This window comes from Tatumella sp. JGM118 (assembly GCF_018257515.1).
GTDB classification, from domain to species: Bacteria; Pseudomonadota; Gammaproteobacteria; order Enterobacterales; family Enterobacteriaceae; genus Tatumella; species Tatumella terrea.
The window spans coordinates 32,876-52,815 of the sequence record NZ_JAERJR010000009.1 but is presented as its reverse complement, the minus strand read 5'-3'; the positions used below and the strand labels follow the sequence as shown (position 1 = coordinate 52,815).

The 19,940-nt window shown below is 53.5% G+C and carries 15 protein-coding genes; 5 read left to right on the top strand and 10 right to left on the bottom strand.

Going from position 1 to position 19,940, the window contains the following annotated elements; translation table 11 throughout:
- Positions 1 to 124 precede the first annotated feature (124 nt).
- Both sbmA and JK223_RS10325 read left to right on the top strand, forming a co-directional pair.
- Positions 125 to 1,360, top strand: coding sequence for a peptide antibiotic transporter SbmA (sbmA, locus tag JK223_RS10330; RefSeq protein ID WP_212714108.1), 1,236 nt, complete (start codon positions 125 to 127; stop codon positions 1,358 to 1,360).
- Between the two features lie 219 nt (positions 1,361 to 1,579).
- A complete protein-coding gene (locus JK223_RS10325; protein WP_212714107.1) occupies positions 1,580 to 2,491 on the top strand; it encodes a ParB/Srx family N-terminal domain-containing protein in 912 nt (303 codons plus the stop codon).
- Between the two features lie 37 nt (positions 2,492 to 2,528).
- Here the strand turns inward: JK223_RS10325 and JK223_RS10320 are convergent, their stop codons facing one another.
- The 3 genes from JK223_RS10320 to gltP form a co-directional block, all read right to left on the bottom strand.
- Positions 2,529 to 3,572 carry a YncE family protein gene (locus JK223_RS10320; protein WP_212714106.1) on the bottom strand — a complete coding sequence of 348 codons (1,044 nt, stop codon included), beginning with the start codon at positions 3,570 to 3,572 and terminating at the stop codon, positions 2,529 to 2,531.
- Positions 3,573 to 3,971: 399 nt separating this feature from the next.
- Positions 3,972 to 4,886, bottom strand: coding sequence for an N-acetylmuramic acid 6-phosphate etherase (gene murQ / locus JK223_RS10315; RefSeq protein ID WP_212714105.1), 915 nt, complete (start codon positions 4,884 to 4,886; stop codon positions 3,972 to 3,974).
- Between the two features lie 157 nt (positions 4,887 to 5,043).
- Complete coding sequence (gltP, locus tag JK223_RS10310) at positions 5,044 to 6,354, bottom strand: glutamate/aspartate:proton symporter GltP (protein WP_212714104.1); 1,311 nt, start codon at positions 6,352 to 6,354, stop codon at positions 5,044 to 5,046.
- 510 nt (positions 6,355 to 6,864) lie between these two features.
- Between gltP and acs the strand changes: the two genes are divergently transcribed.
- Positions 6,865 to 8,829 carry an acetate--CoA ligase gene (gene acs / locus JK223_RS10305; RefSeq protein WP_212714103.1) on the top strand — a complete coding sequence of 655 codons (1,965 nt, stop codon included), beginning with the start codon at positions 6,865 to 6,867 and terminating at the stop codon, positions 8,827 to 8,829.
- Positions 8,830 to 8,892: 63 nt separating this feature from the next.
- On the opposite strand, the gene JK223_RS10300 is transcribed toward acs, so the two are convergent.
- The 3 genes from JK223_RS10300 to JK223_RS10290 all read right to left on the bottom strand — a co-directional run bounded on the left by JK223_RS10300 (position 8,893) and on the right by JK223_RS10290 (position 10,675).
- The gene (locus JK223_RS10300) at positions 8,893 to 9,435 is read right to left on the bottom strand and encodes a YfaZ family outer membrane protein (RefSeq protein WP_212714102.1); all 543 of its coding nucleotides are present in this window, start codon (positions 9,433 to 9,435) and stop codon (positions 8,893 to 8,895) included.
- A gap of 117 nt (positions 9,436 to 9,552) precedes the next feature.
- Positions 9,553 to 10,254, bottom strand: a complete 702-nt coding sequence (locus JK223_RS10295) for an LrgB family protein (protein ID WP_212714101.1) — start codon at positions 10,252 to 10,254, stop codon at positions 9,553 to 9,555.
- A complete protein-coding gene (locus JK223_RS10290; protein ID WP_212714100.1) occupies positions 10,247 to 10,675 on the bottom strand; it encodes a CidA/LrgA family protein in 429 nt (142 codons plus the stop codon). The genes JK223_RS10295 and JK223_RS10290 overlap by 8 nt, the downstream gene beginning before the upstream one ends.
- Before the next feature lie 102 nt (positions 10,676 to 10,777).
- On the opposite strand from JK223_RS10290, the gene JK223_RS10285 reads away from it, so the two are divergent.
- On the top strand, positions 10,778 to 11,680 hold the full coding sequence (locus JK223_RS10285; RefSeq protein WP_212714099.1) for a LysR family transcriptional regulator: 903 nt from the start codon (positions 10,778 to 10,780) through the stop codon (positions 11,678 to 11,680).
- A gap of 37 nt (positions 11,681 to 11,717) precedes the next feature.
- On the opposite strand, the gene JK223_RS10280 is transcribed toward JK223_RS10285, so the two are convergent.
- The 3 genes from JK223_RS10280 to soxR all read right to left on the bottom strand — a co-directional run bounded on the left by JK223_RS10280 (position 11,718) and on the right by soxR (position 15,559).
- Positions 11,718 to 13,367 (bottom strand): Na+/H+ antiporter, encoded by a 1,650-nt coding sequence (locus JK223_RS10280; protein ID WP_212714098.1) that lies wholly within the window; start codon positions 13,365 to 13,367, stop codon positions 11,718 to 11,720.
- A gap of 156 nt (positions 13,368 to 13,523) precedes the next feature.
- Positions 13,524 to 14,873 (bottom strand): NCS2 family permease, encoded by a 1,350-nt coding sequence (locus JK223_RS10275; protein ID WP_212714097.1) that lies wholly within the window; start codon positions 14,871 to 14,873, stop codon positions 13,524 to 13,526.
- A gap of 155 nt (positions 14,874 to 15,028) precedes the next feature.
- Positions 15,029 to 15,559, bottom strand: a complete 531-nt coding sequence (gene soxR / locus JK223_RS10270; RefSeq protein ID WP_212714096.1) for a redox-sensitive transcriptional activator SoxR — start codon at positions 15,557 to 15,559, stop codon at positions 15,029 to 15,031.
- Between the two features lie 100 nt (positions 15,560 to 15,659).
- Here soxR and soxS point away from each other — a divergent pair, with 100 nt between their 5' ends.
- Positions 15,660 to 16,070, top strand: coding sequence for a superoxide response transcriptional regulator SoxS (gene soxS / locus JK223_RS10265; RefSeq protein WP_212714095.1), 411 nt, complete (start codon positions 15,660 to 15,662; stop codon positions 16,068 to 16,070).
- Positions 16,071 to 17,270: 1,200 nt separating this feature from the next.
- Here soxS and JK223_RS10260 read toward each other — a convergent pair.
- A complete protein-coding gene (locus tag JK223_RS10260; RefSeq protein WP_212714094.1) occupies positions 17,271 to 19,652 on the bottom strand; it encodes a glucose/quinate/shikimate family membrane-bound PQQ-dependent dehydrogenase in 2,382 nt (793 codons plus the stop codon).
- Between the last annotated feature and the right edge of the window lie 288 nt (positions 19,653 to 19,940).

The window sequence follows — 19,940 nt, the reverse complement described above, 5'->3', positions numbered from 1 at the left end:
CGGGCGGGTATGTTTTACATCAGCGGTGACAGGCCATCCTGTTTGTCACTGTCAGAAACATCCCCCAACAGACAGTTAACAGGGTTTCGCGCTATAACAGGATGAGACTAATAATGGAGTGGTTATGTTTAAATGTTTCTTTCCCCGACCGGGTCCCTTTTTCACCAGTGCAGCTATCTGGAGTCTGATCACCATCGTCTGCTGGTTCCTGTTCGGTGAAACTGCGCTAATGCATTTCCCCGCGCTGGCGAAGGTAGCGGCCAGCCCGCTCCCGAATACCGTTTTTCGCTTCGTGCATCTCAGCCAGGTCTGGTTCTATCTCTATTTCTGGATAGCCACTGCACTCTTTGCCCTGGTCTGGCGCGCTATTGATAACCACCCCTGGCAGCTCTGGTCAGTCTGGGGCTCGGCACTGATCATCTTTTCAACCTGGTTTGGCGTTCAGGTCGGTGTGGCTATCAATGCCTGGTATGGCCCTTTCGGTGATTTGATCCAGAAAGCACTGACCAAGGCAGGCTCGGTGCCGATTACCGTGTTTTATGATCAGGTGATTGCCTTCCTGGGGATCGCCCTGGTGGCGGTGGTGATCGGCGTGATGAACTCCTTCTTTATCAGTCACTGGGTGTTTCGCTGGCGTACCGCAATGAACAACTATTACATTGCTAACTGGCAGCATCTGCGCCAGGTCGAAGGTGCCGCTCAGCGTGTGCAGGAAGATACCATGCGTTTTGCAAGCACACTTGAAAGCTGGGGCGTCAGCTTTATCCAGGCCATTATGACGCTTATCGCCTTCCTGCCGGTGCTGGTGGGTCTGTCACACTACGTCAAAGATATCCCGTTCCTTGGCAATATCCCGTATGCACTGGTCATCATTGCCCTGCTGTGGTCGCTGTTCGGCACCGGTTTACTGGCTGTGGTGGGGATTAAATTACCGGGGCTGGAATTCCGTAACCAGCGGGTGGAAGCGGCCTATCGTAAAGAACTGGTCTACGGGGAAGACCATGCCGACCGGGCGACGCCGCCAACCGTCCATGAGCTGTTCAGCCAGGTCCGCTACAATTACTTCCGGCTCTACTTCCATTACCTGTATTTTAATATCACCCGTATTCTGTATCTGCAGGTCGATAATGTATTCGGGCTGTTTGTGCTGTTCCCGTCCATTGTTGCCGGGACCATAACGCTCGGGATCATGAACCAGGTTTCTAATGTCTTTGACCAGGTGCGATCTTCATTCCAGTATCTGATCAATTCCTGGTCAACGCTGGTAGAGCTGATGTCTATCTATAAACGTCTGCGGAGTTTTGAACAGATCCTGCAGAACAAACCGCATGATGAAATGATGCAGGACGCCGCAGAATAACGGCAGGCCGCGTCTCCGTTACCCCCGGGGGACGGAGACGCGGTTAACGTCGTATCGCGCACATTTCGCCATATCATCATAAAAACCTGCTCAGTAAAGTGTCATAATCCCGGCGGCCGGCCAGGCCACGAGAGAGTGGAAAGAGTAATGCTTTCATACCGCTGATATTCCCCGGCGGTTACCCGTTTATCATCCTGCGTTTTTACTGAGGACCTCCGAATGAATCGAGTCATCTTCGTCTGTCTGTCAGGACTGCTGACCAGCGTCCTGTCCGTACAAAGCATGGCGGCCGGGAACACGATAAAACAACTTCCGGTTAATGAGATCCATCCTACCCAGCCCGCCGTCGGTTATGATGAAATACATTATAAAATTGCCGTTGATAAAGCCGACCCTGGCAGATTATTTACTGAGTTTTGTGAGAACAATGGGGCAGGCCGCGTCAGTCAATACAACGCTCACTCGGCGATCATCCGCCCCGACAGTTTCACCTGCCAGTCGCCGTATGGCACTCACCCGGATGCGGTGAAGAGTGCGGTTATTGCCCCGGATCATCAGATCTATCTGACCGACGGGCATCATACGATCAGTATTTTCCGTGATATTGCAGGTGATCAGAACTTTACCTTCAGTGTCCGAATCACCAACGATCTCAGTCAGCTACCGGATATGGCGGCCTTCTGGCAATGGATGGAACAGCATAACCAGGCCTGGCTGAACGATCCGGCAGGAAAGCCTGTTAAGCCCGCGGATTTACCGGCACAGGTTGGCATGAAATTTATGGCGGACGATACTTACCGCTCCGTGGTCTATTTTCTCCGTGCTGTCGCGTATAAGAAACCGGAGAATGCCCCGCCGTTCCTGGAATTTTACTTAGGTGACTGGCTACGCCATCATCAGCCGGTGACCTTAGGTGCGCTGAAAACCAAAGCCGGTTATGCCGCCTCCCTTGCCCGGGCCGCCAATGCATTGGTGAATGCCAGCGGATCGGAACACACGACAGCCTCCCCGGACTCACCGACGCTCGGTCAGTTGGGTAAGCTGGATAAAGTTAATGTGAAAAAACTCGATAAGCTGAGTGAGAAAGGCGGGAAACTGTCGGTGTTGTTCGGGGAGGGGGCGGCATCCTGAGAGGAAAAACAGGGGGACCCGCCCCCTGTTCAGGCGATTACAGCGTAATGCGCATCACTTCATCCGGGGCCGTTGCCGGTTTCTCACGGGAAGCCGGCTGTTTCACGGTGACAAAAACGCTCTTGCCGTCGGCGGACAGCGCCAGACTGTTAGGCAGTCCCGGGGCTTTCACGGTCTGTTCCAACTGGTAATTTTGGGTATTGATAATACTGACCGTCCCGGCCTGACGGTGAGTCACATACAGCTGATGACGCTGCGGGTTATACAGAACAGACAGTGATTCCGGGACATTAATTTTATTGATCACTTTATCGGTACGGGTATCCACCACCAGCACCCCGGGTTGCTTATAATCAGAAATAAACAGACGATGTCCCACCGGATCTGACGCAATGTTCAGCAGCGCACTGTCGCCCTTTTCCACGAGCTTCACTTTCTTTTCAATACGCTGAGTCGTCGTGTTAATCACGACCAGTTCCCCGTCACCATTAGAGATGTAGAGCGTATGATGGGCACTGTCCAGAGCCACACCTGCCCCCAGTTTTCCGGTATGTTCAATGGTATTCAGCAGTGTCAGGTTCTTCGCATCAACCACCCAGACCACACTGTCCGCCCCCACGCCCGGGATATAAAGACGGTCATTCTCCGGATCAATCGCGATTTCACGGATCTGCAGCGGTCTGACCGTTTCGCTGCGCTGACGGCTATCCAGCACCAGGTGTTTCAGTTGCTCGCCACTTCGGGTATCGATGGAGGTCAGAGAGCTTTCGCGGCTGTTACCGAGGTAGAGGATGCCGGTGCGTGCATCCAGTGCCATACCAAAAGGTTTATACGGGCTTTTCAGAGTTTGGGTCGTTTTTAAATCCTGCGGGTCAAGCCGGTAGACTACGCCGCCCTGTTCGTCACGTCCCTGAGCACCTGAAACGTAGAGCGAATTACCTGTCTGGTTATAGACCAGTTCATAGAGTCCTTTTCCGACCGGCTGATGCAGGGTTGATGCCGGTTGAGAAGCAAAGCTGCCCGCTGAAAACAGTGCTGCCACCAGCACCAGAGGACGGAAAAACGTCTGATGAGTCATCATGTTGTAAGTATCTCCAGAGTAATGAACGGCGTATTCCCGGCTTATGCGGATACTGCCCTTTGCGCGGCCGATAGAATAAATGATTTTCTTTATGATAAGAATAATCATTTACATTTAAAATGAACAGCTTTTTATCCGGCAGCCGGAGACCCTCAGGATATGACAAGTAATAAGAGGTGAAAGTGAATAGTCACTTACCGTCAGTTCCTTTTGCCGGTAAGTGTGGGGGTAAATCTCTGTGTTTTCCTGCCGTCGCCATCAGTGCGGCGGGGAATCTCACTATTTTCCGGCCGCCGCCTTCAGTGTGGCGGGGAATCTCAGTGTTTTCCTGTCGCCGCCATCAGTGCGGCGGGGAATCTCACTATTTTCCGGCCGCCGCCTTCAGTGTGGCGGGGAATCTCACTGTTTTCCTGTCGCCGCCATCAGTGCGGGGCGTATAAATCCCTGATGAGTTACCAGCAGCTCTGCCGCCTGCGCTGCTGTCAGACCGGCGAGGATCATCAGGATGGCGGTTTTGCAATGACCATGACAGTCAGTGAGTGCCTGCTTCGCTTCTGATTCGCTGCAATCAGTGGCCTGCATGACAATGTTGACCTGCCGTCTGACCAGTTTGGCATTTGTCGCCTCGACATCCACCATCAGGTTACCGAATACCTTTCCCCTGCGGATCATCGCGCCGGTGGTCAGCATATTCAGGACCAGCTTCTGTGCCGTGCCGGCTTTCATTCGTGACGAGCCGGTAACGACTTCCGGCCCCACCACCGGCGTCAGAGCGATATCTGCCCGCGCTGCCATCTCGCTGTCAGGATTACAGCTCAATGCCACGGTTGTCGCGCCGCAGCCGGTCGCATACGCCATGGCCCCGAGAACATAAGGTGTTCTGCCGCTGGCGGCGATACCCACCAGAATATCACTGGCAGTAAAACGGATAGCTTCTAAATCTGCGCGACCCTGCCCGTCGTTATCTTCCGCATTCTCTACCGCTTTCAGGATAGCGGTTTTCCCGCCCGCAATCAGTCCCACCACCTGTTCGTGCGGGGTCCCGAAAGTTGGCGGGCACTCACTTGCATCAAGAATACCTAACCGGCCTGACGTCCCGGCACCGCAGTAAATTAACCGTCCCCCACGGGAGAATGCCTGTGTAATGGCATCAACGGCCCGGGCAATCTGCGGCAATATGGCCTCCACGGCCAGTGCGACTTTTTTATCTTCCCGGTTGATCACGGCCAGCATCTCTTCGGTCGATAGCTGGTCAATATTTTCACTGGCAGGATTACGACCTTCCGTAATCAGGGCGTTCAGGTTGAGGGTCATAATGACTCCGGAATGAGATCAGGACAGCCCGCATCATAAAACATGCATCGCAGAGGGAAAAGTGCCGTTCAGCAGGGAGATCAACGCGGGGGAAATTCAGAAAAGCGGCTCTCTGCACCGGCAGCGCCGGGCAGAGAGCAGGGTCAACACATCGTACTTAGTCGTTAGCCAGCTGATGCGTCTTCATTTTTTGCTCATAGGCTAAGGCTTTCGCCGTATCGAACTGCCCTTCCCAGCGGGAAATGACTAAGACGGCCAGCGCATTCCCCACGACATTGAGTGCGGTACGAGCCATATCCATAATACGGTCAACCCCGGCAATAAAGGCCAGCCCCTCGAGCGGGATACCGACACTGCCCAGAGTCGCCAGCAGCACCACAAAGGAGACGCCTGGCACACCGGCAATCCCTTTCGAGGTCACCATCAATGTCAGGACCAGGACAATTTCGCTGGTCAGCGATAAGTCGATACCGTACAACTGCGCGATAAAGATGGCGGCAATACTCTGATACAGCGTCGAACCATCGAGGTTAAAGGAATACCCTGTCGGTACCACAAAGCTGGTAATTGACTTCGGCGCACCATAGGCCTCCATCTTTTCCATGATCCGTGGCAAGACGGTCTCTGAACTGGAGGTTGAGTAGGCGAGGATCAGTTCATCTTTCAGGATGCGCATAATGGTGATAATACGCAGCCCGCAAATTCTGGCGACAATCCCCAGTACCACGAAGGCGAACAGTAAAATCGCCGCATACACCAGACCGACCAGTTTCGCCAGCGGAAGCAGAGAGGCAAAACCAAAGTTCGCCAGCGTGACGGTGATCAGGGCAAACACACCGATCGGTGCATAACGCATGATCATATGCGTCACTTTGAACATGGTTTCTGAGACACCACGGAACACGGAGACCAGCGGATCACGTTGTTCCGCAGGCAGCGCAGACAGCCCCATACCAAACAGTACAGAGAAGAAAATAATGGCCAGCATATCGCCATTCACCAGCGATACAAAAATGTTCTGCGGGATAATGGATAAGATAGTACTGACCAGACTGTGCGGGCCACTCTCTACCTGTTGCGTGGTCGCCTCGTATTTAGAGATATCCGTAGTGGTCAGCGTGGACATATCAATGCCCGCTCCCGGATGGAACACATTCGCCAGCGTAATCCCCAGGATAATGGCGATCGTGGTGATTATCTCAAAATAGAGGATAGTTTTGACGCCGATCCGGCCCAGCTTTTTAGCATCACCGACCCCGGCAATACCAATAATCAGCGAAGAGATCACGATCGGCACAACAATCATCTTAATCAGATGAATAAATATATCACCGGCCGGTTTCAGGATATTGAGGATTAACCAGTCACGGTGTTCAGGCTGATTATGCAAAACGGTACCCGCTACAATACCTAAAATCAGCGCAATCAGTATTTGCCAGGCAAGACTAACCTTTTTGCCTTTTTTCATTTTTAATTCCTTAGTCAGACTTCCTTTTCGCTTTTCAGCAAAAAACTACTCAGGGAAGTGAACAAACACCGGGTAAAACAGATCTTCTCCGAGGAAAAAAACTCATAACACCCTGCATAAGATTGAGATAAGTACCATTTTCACCCCGGTTCTGGCAACCTTATTCCGAAGTCTGTAAAAAGATAACTTAACACGGACAGGCCATTCAGGATCCCGCGGATTGATATAAGTATCTGTTATGAAAAGGGATAACAGACTACGTATTCCCGTCTCAGCGGCCAGACATCTTAACAATAAAATTCATAAATCTTATAGATTTACAGAGTGATTCCCGGGAACGGCTAATAACTGTTACTTTCAATCGTTAATTTACAGTTTAGGGATTTACCGCCTGATAATATGACTTTTCTCCTCTGCGTGATCAGTCACTCAAATGCAATACATTCTTTTAACATCTTTTAAATAACATTGTATAAACATAAAACCAACAAATAAACGTGGAAACCTGCTATGAGCCACAATTATAAACACCCCATCCCGCCGGGAATTGCTGAAAATGCGCTGATTAACGCCGGGCAATATACTGAGATGTATCAGCAGTCCGTGGAACAACCGGATATTTTTTGGGGCCAGCAGGGAAAAATCCTCGACTGGATCACGCCTTATCAGACAGTAAAAAATACTTCGTTTGTCCCCGGTGATATACGCATCCGTTGGTACGAAGACGGGACACTCAATCTTGCGGCTAACTGCATTGACCGTCATCTGGCCACTCATCCCGACAAAATCGCTATCCTCTGGGAAGGCGACGATGCCAGCCAGAGCCAGCAACTGACTTACCGTCAGCTGCATGAGCAGGTCTGCCGCGCAGCAAATATGCTGACGGCGCTGAACGTGAAAAAAGGCGATGTGGTCGCCATTTATATGCCGATGGTCCCGGAAGCCGCCATCGCGATGCTGGCCTGCGCCCGTATCGGTGCCGTTCATACTGTTATTTTTGGCGGTTTTTCGCCGGATGCCGTGGCCGGTCGTATTACAGACTGCGCCGCCAAAATCGTCATCACTGCCGACGAAGGTCTCCGGGCCGGACGCCCTATTCCGCTGAAGAAAAATGTCGACGAAGCCCTGAAGAACCCGACGGTCACCAGCGCCGAAAAGGTCGTTGTCTTCAGACGCACCGGAACACCTGGCGAATGGCAGGACGGCCGTGACCTCTGGTGGCATGAGCTGATGGCCTCTGCAGGTACAGAACACACACCGGTGCCGGTCAATGCGGAAGACCCGCTCTTCATCCTCTACACCTCGGGGTCCACAGGTAAGCCTAAAGGCGTACTGCATACGACCGGCGGATACCTGGTCTACGCCGCAACCACCTTCAAATATGTCTTTGATTATCATCCTGAAGATATCTACTGGTGTACCGCAGATGTCGGCTGGATCACCGGACACAGCTATCTGGTCTATGGCCCGCTGGCCTGTGGCGCGACCACCCTTATTTTTGAAGGTGTCCCTAACTGGCCGACACCGGCCCGGATGGCACAGGTGGTCGACAAACACCAGGTGTCCATCCTCTACACGGCCCCCACGGCAATCCGTGCGCTGATGGCTGAAGGGGACAGCGCCATTGCCGGTACCCGGCGTGACAGTCTGCGCATTCTGGGCTCCGTCGGTGAACCGATTAACCCGGAAGCCTGGGAATGGTATTACCGCACCATCGGCAACAGCCATTGCCCGATTGTCGACACCTGGTGGCAGACAGAAACCGGCGGCTTAATGATTACCCCGCTGCCGGGGGCTACCGAACTGAAAGCCGGGTCGGCGACACGTCCGTTTTTTGGGGTGCAGCCCGCCTTACTGGACAACGACGGTATAACGCTGGAAGGGGCCTGTGAAGGGAACCTGGTGATCACCGATTCCTGGCCGGGTCAGGCCCGGACCCTGTTCGGGGACCACGCACGCTTTGAACAAACCTATTTCTCGACGTTCAGAAACTGTTACTTCAGTGGCGACGGTGCACGCCGTGATGCCGACGGAGACTACTGGATCACCGGCCGGGTGGATGATGTCTTAAATGTTTCCGGGCACCGTCTGGGCACTGCTGAGATCGAGTCCGCCCTGGTGTCACATCCTAAAATTGCCGAAGCCGCGGTCGTCGGCATTCCTCATGCCATTAAGGGCCAGGCCATCTATGCGTATGTAACGCTCAATGCCGGCGAGGAACCGACACCGGAACTCTATACCGAAGTCCGCCATTGGGTGCGTAAAGAAATCGGCCCGATAGCGACTCCGGACGTTTTACATTGGGCAGAGATGTTACCGAAAACCCGGTCAGGGAAAATTATGCGCAGGATCCTGCGTAAGATTGCGGCCGGAGAAACCTCAGGACTGGGCGATACCTCGACACTGGCAGACCCGGGGGTCGTTGAGAGATTACTGGAAGAACAACAGACGATTAACATGCCCAGAAAGGGCTGACTGCGGGGACGCCAGTGGCGTCCCTGCGCACATCCCGCGGAATAGCTTTCCGCGGGACATTCATCAGAAGCTGACGGAAGCGCTGATATAAGGACCGTCGACCAGTACGTTATCCTTATTATTGTTGGTGTTCTTCAGACCCACATACTGATACCCGGCACGTAAGCTCACCAGAGAAATCGGGCTGAAGCTGATTCCGCCACCGGCTTGCTGGTAACGTTCCAGGTGGTCAGAGAATGATTTTGGTGCGTAGTAATATTCACCGTACACGCCCCACATGCTGTTCAGCTGATAGCTGACACCGGAGCCGACAGCAACGGTGAAGCCATCTTTACCATCTGACGGATGGGTATACAGTGCTTTCGCGGCCGGAGAGACGTTAAACGGACCCACAGACAGGTTATAACCTAATGTGGCACCACTGACGCTGCCATCATCATTACTGCGTAACCAGTTTCCTTTCAGGAACAGTCCCGGAGACTGGCTGCCAAGCCCCACACTCAGGTTAGTACTGTGCTCTCCGACATCCACACTTCCTTCGACGGCTTGTGCCATACCACTGGTCACCAGACCGGCCAGCCCGAGGGCCAGGATTGTTTTTTTCATTATATTACTCCCGAAAAATTAAAAGACGTGCTACGCGAGTATTTGAACAGCAAGGAAAACTACCGGCAACAGGTTTATAAGTTAACGGAAGTAACTTTCGTCATATTCTGAAATGCCTTAGCTTTTTAACGTCCACATCACATGACCAATGATCGGTGCAGCCAGTACCGTAACCACCCCCGCCAGCATCATCACCAGACTGGAGACCACGCCTTCCTGAGGGCCTATCTGATAAGCTCTGGCCGTACCGGCACCGTGTGATGCGGCCCCCAGGCCGGCACCTTTCGCCATCCCCTGTTTGATCGCAATACGCAGAAACAGAAAATCCCCCATTGCCATACCAAACACCCCGGTCAGCACCACAAACAGTGCGACCAGATCCGGCTGTCCTCCCACCGGCTTGGCGGCCGCCAACGCGAAAGGCGTGGTAATTGAGCGTACCGCCAGGCTCCGCTGGATTTCCACCGGCAGGGTAAATAACCGTGCCAGCCAGACAGAAGTACAGACGGCGACCAGGGTTGCCGTGATCACCCCCGCGGTCAGTGACATCCAGTGACGTTTGATAATCGCCATGTTCTCATACACCGGCACCGCAAACGCCAGTGTGGCGGGACCCAGTAACCAGATCAGCCAGTGGCTGTCGGCGATATAATCTTTCCAGGTAATATGTGTAATGAGCAACATCACCACCAGTACCATCGGAGTCATCACCAGCGGCATCAGGATCAGAGTACGCCAGCGGGTATAGAGCCGCTTGTTCACGTAATAGACCAGTAACGTCAGCACAAAACAGAGAACGCTTACGATAAAATCACTCATGACGAGCCAGCTTACGCTCTGCACGGGCGATTTCATACTGGTAGATACGTTGTACCACCAGCGAAGTCGCCGCCAGTACCAGCATGGTACTGATAGCGATCACCAGGCAGATACGCACACCGTCCTGACGTAACAACGGACCGTAGTTAATCACGGCCACCACGGCAGGGATAAAAAACAGTAACATTTCGGCCAGTAGCCAGTTTGACCCTGCTTTTACCCATTTCAGCGGCAGGATGCGGCTCACAATAAGAAACAGCAGAAGTACCATGCCTACGATATTCGCCGGCAGGGGAATATGTAGCCAGACCACCAATTGTTCAGAAAATAAGAACAGACCAATATAAATCAGTACCTGCACAGGCAACTGCAACAAATGGGGTAATTTTGTCAGCCGCTGTGAACGAAGGGCTGCAAGCATGGTGAACTCCTCATGAATAATTGATACAGGAAGTATACAACCTGGTCACCGGGTGAATAAAATGAACTAAAATTATCTTAACCATGCCATTTAGGAATACTTATGGATGTAAAGGCGATTCGCTACTTTACTGAAGTGGTCCGTCAGCAGAGTTTTACCCGTGCGGCAGAGAAGTTATATGTCACTCAGCCGACCATCAGTAAGATGCTGCGTCAGCTGGAAGAAGAACTGGGATGCACCCTGCTTTTAAGGGAGGGACGTAAACTCTACCTGACCGATAGCGGTAAAGCGGTTTACCAGCGCGGGCTAACCATACTGCAGGAGTTCCGCCAGCTGGAAGCCGAAATTGGCGATATCAATCAGTTAAAAACCGGTGAGCTCAGGCTGGGTATTCCGCCGATGGTCGGTATGCAGATTGTCGGCTCTATTTCTGCCTTCCATAAGCGTTACCCGGGGGTGGAACTTAAAATTTCCGAATTCGGCGGGCTGGCGGCACAACAAGCCGTACTGCAGGGACGGCTGGATATTGCCATGACCGCGCTGCCGGCAGAAAATGAATTCCCTCTGCAGGTTCTGCCTCTGTTAGAACACCGGTTATGTGTACTGGTTCCGCGCACCGAGGAGTGGCTGGCGCGCGAGCGACTGACGCTGGAAGAGGTGGCCCGCTACCCGCTGCTGGTATTCAACGAAGAGTTTTCGCTTAACCGTCAAATCAGTAAATCGTTCCAGCGTCAGGGGCTGACGCCGGATATTGCCATCCAGAGCGGGCAATGGGATTTTCTGGCGACGATGGTGCAGGCCGGGATGGGCGTAGCCATCCTGCCGGAACCTATTTGTGATCGACTCGACCCGGCATCGTTGCTCTGGCTGCCTCTGGAGTCGGAACTGACCTGGACACTGGGCCTGGTCTGGCGGGAAGGTAACTACATTTCAAGCAGCACCCGGGCATGGATCCAGTGCTGTCGTGACTACTGGCCGGACAGCTCTGCGCTGTTAAGGCTCTGATCTCCGGCCGGGGAACACCGTTCCCCGGCCATCTGTCTTACTCTTCTTTCTCTATCAGCAAGGCTTCGAGCAGGTCCAGATCACGCAACAGTTTTTGCATCGACTCATTGCTGATCTGCTGGGTGGCGCGCATATGATACACCTCCGCCCTTTCAGAACGTAACGCGGTAAGGCGGAAACGCCGTTCCAGATTCTCCGCAAACAGTACCCGTTCAGGATCTTCCTTTCCGTCGATCCTGCGTCGCAGGTTACCGGTCACCCGTGAACTGACTTCCTTCAGAAGATCCGGATCGATATTTTCTTCACTGTCTTTTGCCAGCCGTTCTTCCATTTTATACAAACTGTCGATAGCCACTTTTGCCATCACCGCTCTGGCCGTCCTGAGTTCGCGGGCATTCTCACTTTTATCCATGCCCGGGATCCCCCGCAGCAACATGGGCAAAATAACCACCCCGGCCAGCAGTGAGAACATAATCACTCCGGTGGCCAGGAACACCAGTTCATAACGGGCAGGGAAAGCATCGCCATTCACCATATACAGCGGAATGGAAAGCACACCGGCCAGGGTCACCGCCCCGCGGACACCGGCAAAGGTGGCAATTAATAATTCACGGAGGGAATAGTTGCTGAATTCCAGCGGGCTCTTCTTCAGCAGACGCAGGCTGAAACGTTGCATGATATACAGCCAGCCAAACCGCACGGCCAGTAACGCGATGTAAATCATGCCGACATCCATAAACAGGATCCAGATACTGACATTCTGGTCAGCATTGGCCTGTACGATAGAGGTCTCCAGAATACTCGGCAATTGCAGTCCGAGCATCAGGAAGACCATACCGTTGAAGACAAACTCGAGCATCTGCCAGACACTGTTGGCACGTAAGCGCATCGCCAGCGGTGCCTGACGGATAATTCCGGAACGGGCAATGGTCATCCCCGCCGCAACAGCCGCCAGGATCCCCGAAAAGCCAAAGTGTTCGGCAATCAGATAAGAGGCGAAAGGCAGTAACAGTAACAGGACGGTCTGGGTCGCCGGGTCATCCCCGCTCCAGCGGCTCAGTAAGCGTAAGGACTTACCGTACAGCCAGCAAATCGCGACACCGGCCAGCAGTCCGCCCGCCGCCACTTTCAGAAATTCGAGGGTGGCACCGGACCAGGTAAACACCATCGTTCCCATCGCAACCGCCACCGCAAATTTCAGTGACACCAGACCGGAAGCATCGTTCATCAATGCCTCCCCCTGGACTATCGACATAATTTTCTTAGGGATCCTGCCCTCACCGACAATACCGGACAGTGCAACCGCATCCGTCGGGGAAAGCACGGCGGCCAGTGCAAAAGCCGGGATCAGCGGGATCCCCGGGACGGTCCAGTAAATCAGATAACCGATCCCCACCACCGTGATCAATACCAGCACCAGCGCCAGCCCGATAATTTCGCGGCCATGATGCAGGAATTCGCTGGTCGGGGTTTTCCAGCCATCGGCAAATAACAATGGCGGGATAAACAGCACCAGGAAGAGATCCGGGTCAAAATTTACATGCAAGCCGATAGAGGGCCATGCAAGGAAGGCCCCGGCAATAATCTGCATCAGTGGCAGAGGAATATGGAAAGGGAGTAACCGGCTGGCTACCCCGGACAGGGAGACCACCAGGGTCATAATCAGTATAGTAAAGAAGATTTCCATGCTTGCTTTCTAGCCTCTTCTGCGGCGATAAATGTTGAAATCACATCTCCGGGATGCCGGTAGTGTAAAACAAAATAGCCACAAACCCCGCATCCTGATGTGCGAAATCTCATCGTTGCCAGCGGTTTACAGATTAATCCCCGGTCAGTACGGGCGCTATAGCGCCCAGCCCCCGGCATAAAATATCGCCAGCGCGGCAGCAATAATGACGATGGCAGAGTTCAGCTTCCGCCACTCTCCTGCAAACAGTCGTCCGATGACCAGGGTGACAAAGCCCAGCATAATGCCGGTCACGATGTTACAGGTCAGTACAATAAAGACCGCGGTAACCAGCCCCGACATCGTATCCACAGTGTCACCGGAAACGACCCTGGCGACATTTTTTAACATCAGCAGGCCGACATACATCAGCGCCGGAGCCGTGGCATACGCCGGAACCAGCCCGGCCAGCGGCGACATAAACAGCACCATTAAAAACAGTAACCCGACCACCACCGCCGTCAGCCCGGTTTTTCCGCCCGCCGCCGTCCCGGCCGCTGACTCGATATAGACCGCGGCCGGAGAAGCCCCGACCACCGCAGCAAACAGGCTGGTTACCGAATCACTGGTCAGTGCTTTTCCGCCATTGATGATTTGTCCATCGTCATCCAGCAGATCGGCCTGACCCGCCACAGCACGGATGGTTCCGCTGGCATCAAAGACCGCGGTCATCACCAGTGCCAGTACCACCGGTAAAACGGCCGGGTGTAATGCCCCGGCAATGTCCAGGCTAAACCACTGCGAATGCCCCTGAGCATCCTGCAGGTGAGGGAACGCAAAAATGCCCTGATAGTGGAGGGAGGGATCGAGCCACAATCCCGCCAGCGAAATGGCAATGATCACCCAGACAATGCTGCCCGGGACGCGACGTTTTTCGAGACCGATAATGGCGGCGAGTCCGCCAAGTGCCATCAGGGCCTGAAGCGAGGTAAAGTGGCCCAGCGCGACCGGTAAACCCGCTTCCGGATTTTTCACCACCAGCCCGACCCCATTGGCGGCGATCAATAGCAGAAATAACCCGATCCCGACGCCGGTCCCGTGAGCGATGCCTGCGGGGAGATTACGTAAGATCCACCCACGAATGCCGGTGACAGAGACCAGGGTAAACAGTACCCCCATCAGAAACACCGCCCCGGTCGCCACAGGGACAGAGATATGCTTACCAATCACCAGACTGAATGCCGTAAACGCCGTCAGCGAGATAGCACAACCTATCGCCAGTGGCAGGTTTGCCCACAATCCCATCAGTAAAGAGCCAAAACAGGCCACCAGGCAGGTCGCCACAAAGGTCGCCGATGGCGGGAATCCGGCGGCCCCCAGCATCTCCGGAACAACAATCACTGAATAGACCATGGCCAGAAATGTGGTGAGCCCGGCAATCACTTCCTGACGCAGGCTGCTGCCTCGCTGAGAAATTTTAAACCACCTGTCCAGCCGTCCTGAAGATAGCCGCGGGTCGTAAGACATAAAAAGTCCTCTGGTATATGTATTATTATTTATTAGTGATGCGTCTGTCGTCAGAGCAGCGTGTTATTGGGATGGCGACGGATGTCGCCGGAGCAGGAGCAATACTCGTCACCGGCCCTGAAAGGTCGGTGATTATCCGGTTATAAGAGCGACTTTCAACCTTTGTTTTGGAATTGCTTCTTTTGCCGGCCTGGCAGCGGTGCGGAATGGCCCCCGGCGTGCGCTTCCTGCCCGCGTTCCAGCAGGACCGCCCCCTGCCCACTGTCAGCTAAATGATCCCCCGGGTTACGTAACGGACAATCCCGCATCGATAAACAGCCACAACCGATACAGCCATTCAAATCATCGCGCAGGCGCGTCAGTGACTCTATCCGTTTGTCCAGTTCCTCGCGCCAGTAACCTGTCAGCGTTTCCCACTCACTGGCGGACATACGTTTATCTGCCGGCAGCAGTGCCAGGTTATCGCTGACCTCGGATAACGGCAGGCCGATGCGCTGTGCCACCTTAATAATCGCCACCCGGCGCAGTACATCGCGGCTGTAACGGCGCTGATTTCCGCTGTTTCGGGTACTGGAAATCAGCCCTTTGCTTTCATAGAAATGCAGCGCAGAGACGGCCACCCCGCTTCGCCTGGCCACATCGCCGGGGGTCAGTACCGGCTTAGGATAATTTCTCTCTTTTTTCATTTGATGCTTTACCTCAAGTTAACTTGAGGAATTATACTTCAGACCGTTGAATATTTCGAACCCCCGACCCGGGTACAGATATCGCCGTAAGGACAGGACTATGATGCAAGAAGAGATCATTCATTCGCTCACCCAGTGGATTAACCAGAATCTGGGTAAACAGTTATCGATCGATGAAGTCGCCGCCAAATCAGGGTATTCGAAATGGCACCTGCAACGTATGTTCCGTGCAGTGACACAGCAGACACTCGGGGACTATATCCGTGAAAGGCGTCTGGAAATGGCGGCAGACGCCCTGTGTAAAACACGGCGGCCGGTGTTCGATATCGCCTTACAGTTTGGCTACGATTCGCAGCAAACCTTTTCACGCGTGTTTCGCCGGCAGTTTGATCAGACTCCGACCGCCTACCGCCAGGCCATGCGTTGTCAGGCCCTGAGAGGAGCCTCTTCTGCCCGCCATGACACCTCACGTAGCGAGCGGCATTCCCCGTCAGCCTCCGGGATCATGTGATCCCGGAGCTGCCCCTGTCTTAGCCGTACTGCGGCAATGCAGACGCCGGGATACTCTCTCCCCCGGGGTATCTGCGGGTTATCCTCTTAACTTCTCTTCCCCGGCCTGCTCAGGCACATCCGGCAGGTCAGTGGTCGGCGGGTTGTTTCGCTGGTCCACCGCGCACTACTGCGAAAGATGGGCTACCGGTACTCTGGTGTCCTGACGGTTTATGCGGCCCTCCGTCACACGCCACACTCCTGTTACGGCCACTGCCACTGCATTTTCCCGATACCGACCTGTGATAACGTGATGGCTTCCCCGGCGTCTGCCGCACGACGAGCCTCTCTGCCTCAGGCTGGAGGCCCCTGGCGAGCGATGACGCTAAGAATATATGCAGGGTCAGGAAAGACGGACCGCATTAATAAGACCACCTGTCGCCGGTCAGAATCTGTTAAACCACAACAAGCAGACAGCGGAATGACGTAAAAGGCGCCGGAAATGGCGTGGATCAGTCGGGTAGTGTTTCCACCCGCAATCCGGAGACGCAATACCACAGCCCCGCAGATCAGCAAACGAAGCGGCAATACGAATGATGCAGAGGTTGAGCCAAACAGCAAACGGCCGGAATATCCCGAATGCAGAACGTGTCAGCCACAGCCTGAAAAGTGAAGGATTAGGGGGGCATTAAGGACGCAGAAGAGACGCCTCGTTTTATCTGAGTAGTAATGACAACAGAATAACGTCCCGGCCTTATAACCACGGGCGATCACTCGCGGGGAAAGTGCAGACATGCAAAAAACCTCCGCCTGTGTCCTGAAATATGCACCCGTTCCTGCCAGAATGCGCTGCCGTACAGTGACTGATCGTCGGGCCGCCGGGCCTGCCGCGCTGGAAAGCACAGACATGCAAAAAACCTCTGCCCGTATCCTGAAATCTCAACCCGCACATACCAGAGGGCACTGCCGTACAGGTGCGGTACTTACCGGGCCGCCGGGCCCGCCACGCTGAAAAGCGCAGACATGCTAAAAATCTCCACCCGTGTCCTGAAATATGCACCCGTTCCTGCCAGAATGCGCTGCCGTACAGTGACTGACCGGGCTGCCGGGCCTGCCACGCTGAAAAGGGTAAAAAAAATCCCCGCTGACATTTGCATGCCGGCGGGGATGGCTTACCTGGTCTCTGACAGCGGACACCCTGTGGGGTCCGCCTCATTAACACTTAAGGTAATTTATAAGCAACGATGTAGTCACCCAGTTTGGTACCGAACGAGCCGTGGCCGCCAGCAACAATTACCAGATACTGCTTACCGTCTACTTCATAGGTCATCGGTGTTGCCTGACCACCTGCTGGCAGACGAGCCTGCCACAGCAGTTTACCGTCACGTACGCTGTACGCACGGATGTAGTTATCAAGCGTTGCACCGATGAAGAACACGTTACCGGCCGTCGTGATTGGTGCACCCAGCATCGGGGTACCGACAGTCATTGGTGGTAATGGGATCGGACCGCCGCTGTCACGGATAGTACCGATACGTTTTTTCCACACAATTTTGTTGGTTTTCAGGTCAATCGCTGAAACGAAGCCCCATGATGGTTCCATACAAGGCAGACCTAATGGTGACAGGAATGCACTCAGCTCAACACCATAAGGAACACCGTACATATGCTGCAGACCGGCTTCTGAACCTGAACCTCCTGCGGCACCTTCACCAGGTTCTTCCGGGTTGTTCGGACCACGAGGGATCAGTTTAGAAACGAATGGCAGCTGCATCGGGTTAGCAATCGCGAACTGGTCGTTACCGTTCACTGAAATACCGCCCCACTCGAACATGCCCAGGTTACCCGGGAATACCAGGGTTCCCTGCTCTGAAGGCGGAGTAAAGGTACCTTCGTAACGCAGGCGATGGAACATGATACGACATACCATCTGGTCGAACATGGTGCCGCCCCACATCTGCTTACCGGTCAGCTTGGCCTCAGGACGGAAAGTCAGGTCCGAGAATGGCTGAGTCGGAGACAGGTGGTCGCCTTTTGCAGGTCCTTGTGGTACCGGACGTTCGGTGGCAGGAACCACCAGTTCACCCGTTTCACGGTTCAGGACAAAGATGTTACCCACTTTGGTCGGTACATAGATGACCGGAATGGTTTTACCGTCTTTATCGGTGATATTCGCCAGTGAAGGCTGTGCCGGAATATCCATATCCCACAGGTCGTGGTGGACCGTCTGGTAGAACCAGGCTTCTTTACCGGTCGAGGCGTGTAACGCCAGAATACCACTCGCATAACGTTCCTGCTCAGGAGTACGATCGCCACCCCAGATATCCGGTGTGGTCACACCCATAGGCAGGTAGACTAAATCCAGTTTGGCATCATAAGCTGCAGGTGCCCAGGAGTTAGGTGAGTTAGGCGTATAGTGCTGACCGTCTGCCGGAATAGCATTAGGATCTTTCGCACCCGGGTCAAATGCCCATACCAGTTTACCGGTATTCACATCGAAACCACGGATAACACCGGAAGGCTCACGGGTTGAGTAGTTATCTGTCACTGCACCGGCAATAACAATCACGTTATTCGTGATAACCGGCGGTGAAGTCGGCTCATAGCCACCCGGATAAGCGTTCGGCTGCTGATGCTGCAGGTCCAGCGTACCGTTATCACCGAAATCCTTACACAGCTGTCCGCTTTCTGCATCAACAGCAATCAGACGACCATCGTTGACTGGCAGATAGATACGACGTGAACACATTGCCGGAGTTGCAGGGGCATTACCCGGAGCAACGGCTGGCTGAATTTCATGGTAAGCAACACCACGACAGGTCATGTGCTGGAAGGTCGGGTTATATTTGATCTTCGGATCAAAACGCCATTTTTCTTTACCGGTCGCTGCATCAATAGCCACCAGGATCTGGTGCGCAGTACAGGTATACAGCAGGTTACCGACTTTCAGTGGCGTCGCTTCGTTGGTGATTTCACCCGGATCATCCGCACGCTTCAGGTCGCCCGACTGATACTCCCAGGCAACCTGCAGGTTTTTAACGTTAGTGTCGTTGATCTGGCTCAGCGGAGAATAACGGTCACCGGCCTGAGTACGCCCGTAAGCTTCCCAGTTTGCTGCCGGCATATTCGCGCCTGGCTGCTCAACACCGGAGTTCTGAAGGTTCAGCGTCCCGTAGACTGACTGAGGATCCTTACCGAAGAACGCCGTCACCACCATCGCCAGGTTAATCACAATCGCGATCACCATCAGAGCGGTTGATTTCTTGTTAGGCGCTGCCAGCTGGCGGTAGACAAACGGCAGAATCATCCAGATACCAAACAGTACCCAGATATCCAGACGTGGTGCCAATGCCCAGAAGTCAAGACCGGCTTCGTAGTAGGACCAGATAGCGGTCGCTAACAGGATGAGTGCGTAAAGATAAAAAGCACAGCTTCTTTTCTTTAACAGCATGACAGTAAACACCGCCATCGCGATGCCGCTGATCAGATAGTAAGCACTGCCGCCCAGGGAGAGCAACCAGCCACCGCCGATGATCAACCAAAGGGTACAGAATACCGATATAAGTAGAGTGATGAGGCGTAAACCTCGGGATTGCCGTGACATTTAATTAACCTTTAAGTTAACAACTGTATACATAAGTAAAAGTTGCAATAGGGTATTCCTTTTTTCTGTCTATTAGTATCGTTTTTTGTGACCGGAGCACATTGACAATAACATTTGTTAATATTTCTCATGACAATGCACCAACAATTTTTCTCATTTATCTGAACAATTTCCTGAAAAAAAACTATATGTTAGCTGCAAAATTAGGAATTTTACTTATCTGCCATATATAGCAAAAAGTTAAATAAAACAAAGCTTAGATGAAAAATAGGAATAAAAAAAACCGAC

Coding starts and splice junctions, on each gene's coding strand:
- sbmA (WP_212714108.1), top strand. CDS start 125: ATGTTTAAATGTTTCTTTCCCCGACCGGGTCCCTTTTTCACCAGTGCA.
- JK223_RS10320 (WP_212714106.1), bottom strand. CDS start 3,572: ATGATGACTCATCAGACGTTTTTCCGTCCTCTGGTGCTGGTGGCAGCA.
- soxR (WP_212714096.1), bottom strand. CDS start 15,559: ATGAAAAAAGAGAGAAATTATCCTAAGCCGGTACTGACCCCCGGCGAT.
- JK223_RS10275 (WP_212714097.1), bottom strand. CDS start 14,873: ATGTCTTACGACCCGCGGCTATCTTCAGGACGGCTGGACAGGTGGTTT.
- JK223_RS10295 (WP_212714101.1), bottom strand. CDS start 10,254: ATGAGTGATTTTATCGTAAGCGTTCTCTGTTTTGTGCTGACGTTACTG.
- JK223_RS10290 (WP_212714100.1), bottom strand. CDS start 10,675: ATGCTTGCAGCCCTTCGTTCACAGCGGCTGACAAAATTACCCCATTTG.
- JK223_RS10300 (WP_212714102.1), bottom strand. CDS start 9,435: ATGAAAAAAACAATCCTGGCCCTCGGGCTGGCCGGTCTGGTGACCAGT.
- JK223_RS10285 (WP_212714099.1), top strand. CDS start 10,778: ATGGATGTAAAGGCGATTCGCTACTTTACTGAAGTGGTCCGTCAGCAG.
- gltP (WP_212714104.1), bottom strand. CDS start 6,354: ATGAAAAAAGGCAAAAAGGTTAGTCTTGCCTGGCAAATACTGATTGCG.
- JK223_RS10325 (WP_212714107.1), top strand. CDS start 1,580: ATGAATCGAGTCATCTTCGTCTGTCTGTCAGGACTGCTGACCAGCGTC.
- soxS (WP_212714095.1), top strand. CDS start 15,660: ATGATGCAAGAAGAGATCATTCATTCGCTCACCCAGTGGATTAACCAG.
- acs (WP_212714103.1), top strand. CDS start 6,865: ATGAGCCACAATTATAAACACCCCATCCCGCCGGGAATTGCTGAAAAT.
- murQ (WP_212714105.1), bottom strand. CDS start 4,886: ATGACCCTCAACCTGAACGCCCTGATTACGGAAGGTCGTAATCCTGCC.
- JK223_RS10260 (WP_212714094.1), bottom strand. CDS start 19,652: ATGTCACGGCAATCCCGAGGTTTACGCCTCATCACTCTACTTATATCG.
- JK223_RS10280 (WP_212714098.1), bottom strand. CDS start 13,367: ATGGAAATCTTCTTTACTATACTGATTATGACCCTGGTGGTCTCCCTG.